The 7691-nt window shown below is 74.7% G+C and carries 8 protein-coding genes; 4 read left to right on the forward strand and 4 right to left on the reverse strand.

All coding sequences use genetic code 11. The annotated features are described in order from the left end of the window. Positions 1-79: 79 nt before the first annotated feature. The 3 genes from ACFWXO_RS18110 to ACFWXO_RS18120 form a co-directional block, all read right to left on the reverse strand. The gene (locus ACFWXO_RS18110; protein ID WP_380524856.1) at positions 80-637 is read right to left on the reverse strand and encodes a hypothetical protein; all 558 of its coding nucleotides are present in this window, start codon (positions 635-637) and stop codon (positions 80-82) included. Further along, positions 634-1776, reverse strand: coding sequence for a serine hydrolase domain-containing protein (locus ACFWXO_RS18115; RefSeq protein WP_380524857.1), 1143 nt, complete (start codon positions 1774-1776; stop codon positions 634-636). The genes ACFWXO_RS18110 and ACFWXO_RS18115 overlap by 4 nt, the downstream gene beginning before the upstream one ends. A 186-nt stretch (positions 1777-1962) precedes the next feature. After that, positions 1963-2289 carry a hypothetical protein gene (locus ACFWXO_RS18120; RefSeq protein ID WP_375889852.1) on the reverse strand — a complete coding sequence of 109 codons (327 nt, stop codon included), beginning with the start codon at positions 2287-2289 and terminating at the stop codon, positions 1963-1965. A gap of 158 nt (positions 2290-2447) precedes the next feature. On the opposite strand from ACFWXO_RS18120, the gene ACFWXO_RS18125 reads away from it, so the two are divergent. After that, a complete protein-coding gene (locus ACFWXO_RS18125; RefSeq protein WP_380524858.1) occupies positions 2448-3842 on the forward strand; it encodes a pyridoxal-phosphate dependent enzyme in 1395 nt (464 codons plus the stop codon). Between the two features lie 52 nt (positions 3843-3894). Here the strand turns inward: ACFWXO_RS18125 and ACFWXO_RS18130 are convergent, their stop codons facing one another. Then, on the reverse strand, positions 3895-4656 hold the full coding sequence (locus ACFWXO_RS18130) for a TetR/AcrR family transcriptional regulator (protein WP_380524859.1): 762 nt from the start codon (positions 4654-4656) through the stop codon (positions 3895-3897). 99 nt (positions 4657-4755) lie between these two features. Between ACFWXO_RS18130 and ACFWXO_RS18135 the strand changes: the two genes are divergently transcribed. Genes ACFWXO_RS18135 through ACFWXO_RS18145 form a run of 3 tightly spaced genes read left to right on the forward strand, consistent with a single transcriptional unit; the run spans position 4756 to position 7625 of the window. Then, positions 4756-5733 carry an ATP-binding cassette domain-containing protein gene (locus ACFWXO_RS18135; protein ID WP_380524860.1) on the forward strand — a complete coding sequence of 326 codons (978 nt, stop codon included), beginning with the start codon at positions 4756-4758 and terminating at the stop codon, positions 5731-5733. Continuing rightward, the gene (locus tag ACFWXO_RS18140; RefSeq protein WP_375889844.1) at positions 5733-6578 is read left to right on the forward strand and encodes an ABC transporter permease; all 846 of its coding nucleotides are present in this window, start codon (positions 5733-5735) and stop codon (positions 6576-6578) included. The genes ACFWXO_RS18135 and ACFWXO_RS18140 overlap by 1 nt, the downstream gene beginning before the upstream one ends. Before the next feature lie 60 nt (positions 6579-6638). Continuing rightward, positions 6639-7625 (forward strand): aldo/keto reductase, encoded by a 987-nt coding sequence (locus ACFWXO_RS18145; RefSeq protein WP_375889841.1) that lies wholly within the window; start codon positions 6639-6641, stop codon positions 7623-7625. Positions 7626-7691 lie beyond the last annotated feature (66 nt).

Consider the following 7691-nt stretch of genomic DNA (forward strand, 5'->3'; position numbering starts at 1 on the left):
ATACACGTTGTGTGGGGGCGGGGTTGTGAGTGTTTTTGAAACAGGCCGGCCCGGGGGCGCCCCCCCCCCCGCCGCCGCCTCAGAGTTCGGAGGAGTCCCAGCCGTCGTCCGGGAGGGACGGCTCGGGCCCCGGGCAGTCGACGTGGTCCCAGCCCCACATCATCACCTTGTACAGCATCCAGTCCGCGAGCGGCGGGTCCTCCCGGTTCTCGCGGTCGGTGAGGATCAGGGCCACCCAGACGTCCTCGACGGGCGAGAACTCCAGGGTCCGCTGGTCGGGCAGGTTCTCGTACTCCACCGTCCGCCAGGTGCAGCCCGCCGCGGTGAGTGCGGCGGTCAGCTCGGACTCGACGACGGCGGTCCGGTAGGTCCGGGTCCCGCCGCCGTCCACGGGGAGTTCGAGTTCGCCCTGCCAGGTCGCCAGGGACACCGAACGGAGCTGCCGGCAGTGGCAGAACACCGTGAGCGCGTCGCCGAAGCCGAAGGCGTGTGGCCAGCGGCCCTCGCGGTGGATCCGGCCGCCGTCCCACGGGGCTCCGTAACGGGCGGAGAGCTCGGACAGCCGGGCGCCGTAGCGCAGTTCACCGAGGGCGCCGGTGGCGAAGAACCGGGTGAGCCGGTCGAGGAAGTCCGTCACCCCAGGCACCCGCGCACCGCCTCGATCAGCCGGTTGGCGCGGGCGTCGCCGTGGCCGATCATCCGGTTCGCGACGTAGCCGAAGCCGACGCCGAACTCGTCGTCACCGAAGGCGAACTGGCCGCCGGCGCCGTCGTTGCCGAAGCTGCGCGCGCCGAGCAGCGGGCGGAACCCGGCGGAGTCCAGCAGCAGGCCGGAGCCCCAGCGGGCGCCCATGTCGAAGCCCAGGAAGCCCTGGCCGGAGGAGACTTCGCGCACCGCGTCGGTCACGGTGTCGGCGGAGAGCAGCCGGGGGCCGCCGTCCAGGCCGGTGGCCGCGGCCGCGTACAGGCCGGCCAGCCCGGTGGCGGAGGCGACCGCGCCCGCGCCGGGCAGCTCGATCGCGTGCAGGGCCGGGTCGTTCCAGCCGTGCGGCACGTCCAGACCGGGGAACACCAGGGCGCCGTTCATGGTGACGATCCGGGTGAGCAGGTGCTCGGGGCCGGGCATCGGGCGGCGGCCCTCGGCCTCCACCAGCCGGGCCAGGCGCGGGAGTTCGCTCTCCGGCAGGCCGATCCACAGCGGCAGGCCGAGCGGCCCGGCGATCTCCTCGCGCAGGAACGCGCCCGGGGTCAGGCCGGTGATCCGGCGGATCACCTCGCCGACGGCGAAGCCGAACACGTGGCCGTGGTACTCGTAGGTGGTGCCCGGCTCCCAGAGCGGCTGCTGGGCCTCGATCGCGCGGATCACCGGATCCCAGGCGGCGACCTCCTCGAACGGGAGCACCGCGTCCAGGGCCGGGATGCCCGCCCGGTGGCCGAGGATCGTCCGGACGGTGACGTCCTGCTTGCCGTGGCGCGCGAACTCGGGCCAGTAGCGGGCGACCGGGGCGTCCAGGTCGAGGCGGCCCTGCTGGGCGAGCAGCAGGGCGCTGATGCTCACCGCGCCCTTGGCGCAGGAGAACACCGGGACGACGGTGTCCTGCGTCCAGGCCCGGCCGGTCCGCTGGTCGGCGGTGCCGCCCCACAGCTCGACCACCTTGCGGCCGCCGACGAAGACCGTGACGGCGGAGCCGAGTTCGGGGAAAGCCGCGAAGTTGCCCGCGAAGGCGTCGGCGACGGCGCCGAAGCGCTCGTCGACCCAGCCCTGGTAGTCCTGCATGGTGTACCGCCCCGTTCCGCGTGCTCCAAGATCGTTGACCGGACCACGGTACGGCGTCAGGACGGTCGGGACGAGGGGATTTCCCCGGGTCGGGGAGGGTGGGGCGGATGGGGCGGGCGGGCCGCCCGAGGGCCGTTCGGCGGGTGGTCAGCGGGCCGTGGGCGGGCCGGCGGCGGGCCGTCCGGCTCAGTCCGCGGCGGGGTCGTACAACGGCAGGAAGTTGACCACCGGCTCCTCGTACGGGTGGGCGGCGCGCACGGCCGCCAGCACGGCGGCGGCCTGCTCCCGCTCGCAGGAGGACTCCACCCGGCACTCCTCGGCCCGTTCCACCTCGCCGGCCGTGCCCAGGTGGGGCCGGGCGGCGGCGGAGGGCAGCCAGGTGCCGGTGACCCGCCAGACGCTGGCGCAGCGGGAGTACTCGCCGATCCGGCCGGCGCCGGCGGCGTGGAGGGCGTCGACGACCTGCTCGACGTGGCTCTCCGGGACGGATATCTCGATCTTGAGGCGGGACATGCCGGGGACTCTAGCGGGCGGCCGGTCGGGCGGGTCGGGGTGGTGCGCCGGGGCGGTCGGGGCCGCCCGGGTGGGCGGGGCGGACGGGACGGATGGCCGGGCGCGGGCGTGGGCAGGCTCGGGCGGACACGTCCGTACGCAGTGAGGGAGCTGCCGACATGACCGCAGTGCACGAATCCGTCCTGGACGCGATCGGCGGGACGCCGCTGATCCGCTTGGCCCGGCTGGGCGCCGGGATCGCCGCGCCGGTCTACGCCAAGGCCGAGTTCCTCAACATCGGCGGCAGCGTCAAGGACCGCGCCGCGCTGTCCATGGTGCTGGCCGCCGAGCGGGACGGGCTGCTGGGCCCGGGCGGGACGATCATCGAGGCGACCTCCGGGAACACCGGGATCGGGCTGGCCCTCGTCGGGCGGCAGCGCGGCTACCGGGTGATCGCCGGGGTGTCGGACAAGTCGGCGCCGGAGAAGGCCGACATCCTGCGGGCGTACGGCGCGGAGGTGGTGCTCGCACCGACGGCGGTGGCGCAGGAGGACCCGCGGCACCTGTTCAACGTGGTCACGCGGCTCAGCGAGGAGATCCCCGGCGCCTGGCTCGCCAACCAGTACGACAACCTGGCCAATCCTGACGCGCACCTCCGGACCACCGGCCCGGAGGTCTGGGAGCAGACCGGCGGCCGGGTGACCCACTTCGTCGCGGGCGTCGGCACCGGCGGCACCGTCACCGGCACCGGCGGGTACCTCAAGGAGGTGTCCGGCGGCTCGGTGACGGTCGTCGGCGCGGACCCGGAGTCCTCCTCCTACGGCGGCGGGGACGGCAGCCCGTGGTTCGTGGAGAGCATCGGCCACTTCCTCCACCCCGAGACGGTCGAGGACCGCTGGCCGCAGGCCCTGGACTCGGAGGTCATCGACTCCTACGAACGGATCCCGGACCGCGAGTCGCTGCTGACCGCCCGCCGGCTGGCCCGCGAGGAGGGCATCCTGGCCGGGCCCTCCTCCGGTACGGCGGTGGCGGCGGCGCTGCGGGTGGCGCGCGGGCTGGGGCCGGATGGCCTGGTCGTGGTGGTGCTGCCGGACTCGGGCCGCTCCTACCTGTCCAAGGTGCACAGCGACGCCTGGATGCGGGAGTGGGGCTTCCTGGAGGACCGGGAGGAAGCGGAGGAGGGGGCGGGCGGTCTGCGGGAACTGCTGGACGCCGCCGGGCCGCTGGTCGCCGTCGGCGCGGACCTCACCGTGGCCGGGGCGTTGGAGGCGCTGCGGGCGGCGCCCGGCGGGATCGCCCCGGCGGTGCTGGCGCGGGCGGCGCGGCCGTACGGGGTGAGCGCGACCGAGGTGGTCGGCTCGGTGTCCCGGGAGGTGCTCACGGCCGCGCTGGCCGAGGGCGGGGCCGAGCCGGACGACCCGGTACGCCCGCTGCTCGGGCCGGCCCTGCCGACGGTCGGGGTCGGGCAGTCGGCCGCCGAGGCGCGGGCGGCGCTGGCGGGCGGGCGCCCGGCGGTGGTGGTGCTGGTGGACGGCCGGGCGGCCGGGGTGCTGACCCGGGAGGTCCTGGGCTGACCTCCCCGCGGCGGGGCCGTGCGTCTCAACCCCCCGCCGCGGGCCGTGCGCCCTAACCCCCCGCCGCGGGCGCCAGGATGGCGTGGATGACCCGGTCCAGGGTGCGGTCGAAGGCCTGGTCCGGGTCGGCGGGCGGGCCCGCGGTGGCGAAGGCCTGGGCCAGGTTCGGGTAGGCGCCGCTCATCGCCGCCTGGGTGAGGTAACCGACCATCTCCGCCTGCCACTTGGCGCCCGCGGCCGCCGTCTGCTCGTACTGGGCGAACTGGCAGATGAAGCCGTTGAACAGCGCCATCGCCTCCATCCGGGCCCCGCCCGGCAGGCCGGTGGGGGCGGTGACGGCGAGGAAGTGGTCGGTGTAGCGCAGGGCGTTGGGGCCGATGCCCGGGCGGGCGAGGACCAGGGCGGGCAGCCAGGGGTGGCGGCGCAGGAGCGCGAGCTGCTCGTGCGCGAGGCCCGCCAGGTCGGCGCGGACGTCTCCGCTCGGGGCGGGCGGCAGCCGGTACTCGGCGGTGGCCGCGTCGAGCATCAGGTCGAGCAGGTGCTCCTTCTTCGGCACGTAGTTGTAGAGCGACATGGTGCCCGCGCCGAGCGCGGCCGCGACCCGGCGCATCGAGACGGCCTCCAGGCCCTCGGCGTCGGCGATGACGATGGCGGCCGCCGCGATGGAGTCGCGGCTGTGGGCCGGCCGCGGGCCGCGGCCGGTGCGCTCGGGGCGCAGCCAGATCAGCTCGGGGGCCTCGGGCGGCGTGGGCCGCGCGGGCTGTTCGGGCTGGTCGGGCCGGTCGGGAGTGCTGGGGGGCTTGCTGGACGGCACTGGAAGATCACCTCGCTTCCCCATCTTAGATACGTACGTCGTACGTAGTAGCATGGCGTTCAGCTTCTACGTACGCTGTACCTAGAGAAGGGCGTAGCCATGTCCGACACCTCCCGACCCGCCATCGAGATGGCGGGCGTGCGGAAACGCTTCGGGGCCACCGAGGCCCTGCGCGGCCTCGACCTGACCGTGCCGGCCGGGACCGTCTGCGGTCTGCTCGGCCCCAACGGCGCCGGCAAGACCACCGCCGTGCGCGTCCTCGCCACCCTGGTCGCCCCCGACGAGGGCACCGTCCGGGTCGCCGGGCACGACGCCGTCCGCGAGGCCGAGGAGGTCCGGCGGGCGATCGGCCTGGCCGGCCAGCACGCCGCACTGGACGAGGGCATCACCGGCCGGGACAACCTCCGGCTGTTCGGCCGGCTGCACCGCCTCGGCGCCCGCCGGGCCCGGGAGCGCGCCGACGAACTGCTCACCCGCTTCGGCCTCGCCGAGGCCGGCGACCGGCTGGTGCGCACCTACTCCGGCGGCATGCGCCGGCGCCTCGACCTGATCGCCAGCCTGGTCACCAGCCCGCCGGTGCTGTTCCTGGACGAGCCCACCACCGGGCTCGACCCGCGCAGCCGCCAGGGGATCTGGGACACCGTCAAGGAGCTGGCCGACGGCGGCACCACCGTGCTGCTCACCACCCAGTACCTGGAGGAGGCCGACCGGCTCGCCGACGACGTCGTGGTGGTCGACCACGGCGCCGCGATCGCCACCGGCCCACCCGAGCGGCTCAAGGCGGCGATCGGCAGCCAGGTCTCGGTGACCCTGGCCACGGTGGAGCAGCTCGCCGCCACCGCCGTGGTGCTGTCCGCCCTGTCGGGCGGCGACGCCCAGGTGGACGTCGCCGAGCGGACGGTCACGGTGCTGACCGCACCCGGGGCGTCCGTCCTGCTGCCCGCGCTGGTGCGGGAGTTGGACGGGGCCGGGGTCGTCGCCGAGGACGTCGCCGTCCGGGTGCCCTCGCTCGACGACGTGTTCCTCGCCCTCACCGGGAAGACCCGGGAGAACGCCGAGCTGGGGAGGGCCGCCTGATGGCCACCGCCGTCCGCACGTCCGCCCGCACCGCCGTCCCCGCCGCCGCGCGCCCCTCGCTCGGCGCCCGGCTGGTCTCCGACACCTGGACGTCGATGCTCCGCATCCTGCTCAACTACCGCCACTCGCCCGGCCTGCTGGCCGCCTCGCTGGGCGTTCCGGTGGTCATGGTGGTGGTCTTCGGGTACGTCTTCGGCAGCGCCATGCAGGTGCCCGGCGGCGGGGACTACCGGGAGTTCCTGATGCCCGGGCTGTTCGCCATGGTCGCCACCAACGGCATCATGCCCACCATGGTCGGCGCCGCCCGGGACGTCGGGCGCGGGGTCACCGACCGGTTGCGCTCGATGCCGGTCTCCCGTACCGGACTCCTGCTCGGGCAGAACCTCGCCGACCTGCTGGTCAGCGTCGTCGTGCTGGCCCTGCTGGCCCTGGTCGGACTGGCCGCCGGCTGGCGCGCCCGGCACGGCGCCGCCGACGCGCTGGAGGGGTTCGCACTGCTGCTGCTCTTCCGCTTCGTGATGACCTGGGTCGGCACGCTGCTCGGCCTGGCCGTCGGCAAGGAGGAGGCCGCCGGGCAACTCTCCGTCGTCGTCTTCCCGTTGGCGATGGTCACCAACGCCTACGTGCCCACCGGCGGGATGCCCGGCTGGCTGCGGGTGATCGCCGACTGGAACCCGATCAGCTCCGTGGTGGAGGCGAGCAGGGAACTCTTCGGCAACCCGGCGGCGCCCGGCTCCGCGTGGCCGATGCAGCACGCCGTCCTCGCCACGCTGCTGTGGAGCGCCGCCCTGCTGGCGCTCTGCGGGCCGCTGGCCGTACGGAAGTTCGCCACGCACGGGCGGTGACCCGCCGGGTCGCCGTAATGTGCTGGACACCGTGGCCGGTGTGGCTTTAGGTGGGGCGCCATGGAGTACACCCACCTCGGCCGTACCGGCCTGACCGTCTCCCGCCTCTGCCTCGGCACCATGAACTTCGGCCCCCACACCGAGGAGGCCGAGGCCCACCGCCTCATGGACACCGCCCACGAGCGCGGCATCAACTTCTTCGACACCGCGAACTCCTACGGCCGCGACAGCGAGGGCAACCTCCAGGGCCGCACCGAGGAGATCATCGGCCGCTGGTTCGCCCAGGGCGGCGGCCGCCGCGAGCGCACCGTCCTGGCCACCAAGGCCTACGCGAACACCAGCGACTGGCCCAACGACGGCAAGCTCTCCGCCCTCGCCATCCGCAAGGCCGTCGAGGCCAGCCTGCGCCGGCTGCAGACCGACCACATCGACCTCTACCAGATGCACCACATCGACCGGGCCACGCCCTGGGAGGAGATCTGGCAGGCGATGGAGGTCCTGGTCGCCCAGGGCAAGATCATCTACGTCGGCTCCAGCAACTTCGCCGGCTGGCACCTCGCCCAGGCCCAGGAGGCCGCCCGCTCCCGGCACTTCCTCGGCCTGGTCAGCGAGCAGTCCCTCTACAACCTCCTCGACCGGGCGATCGAACTGGAGGTCATCCCCGCCCTCCAGCACTACGGCCTCGGGCTGATCCCGTGGTCCCCGCTGCGCAGCGGCCTGCTCGGCGGCGTCCTGCGCAAGGAGCGCGAGGGCACCCGCGGCCGCAGCGCCCTGGGCTACGCGAGCGAACTCCTGGACAGGCACCGCGAACAGCTCCAGGCCTACGAGGACTTCGCCGACGAACTCGGCACCGACCCGGCCGACCTCGCGCTCGCCTGGCTGCTCTCCCGCCCCGCCGTCACCGCCCCCATCATCGGCCCCCGCACCCCCGCCCACCTCGACGCCGCCCTCCGGGCGCTCGACCTGGACCTCGACCAGAAGACCCTGGACCGCCTCGACGAGCTCTTCCCCGGCCACAAGCCGGCCCCCGAGGACTACGCCTGGTAGACCCGCGGGCCGCGCGGGCCCCGCCCCCCCCCGGGGGGGGGGGGGGGGGGGGGGGGGGGGGGGGGT

Source organism: Kitasatospora sp. NPDC059088, from assembly GCF_042738155.1.
Lineage (GTDB): Bacteria > Actinomycetota > Actinomycetes > Streptomycetales > Streptomycetaceae > Kitasatospora.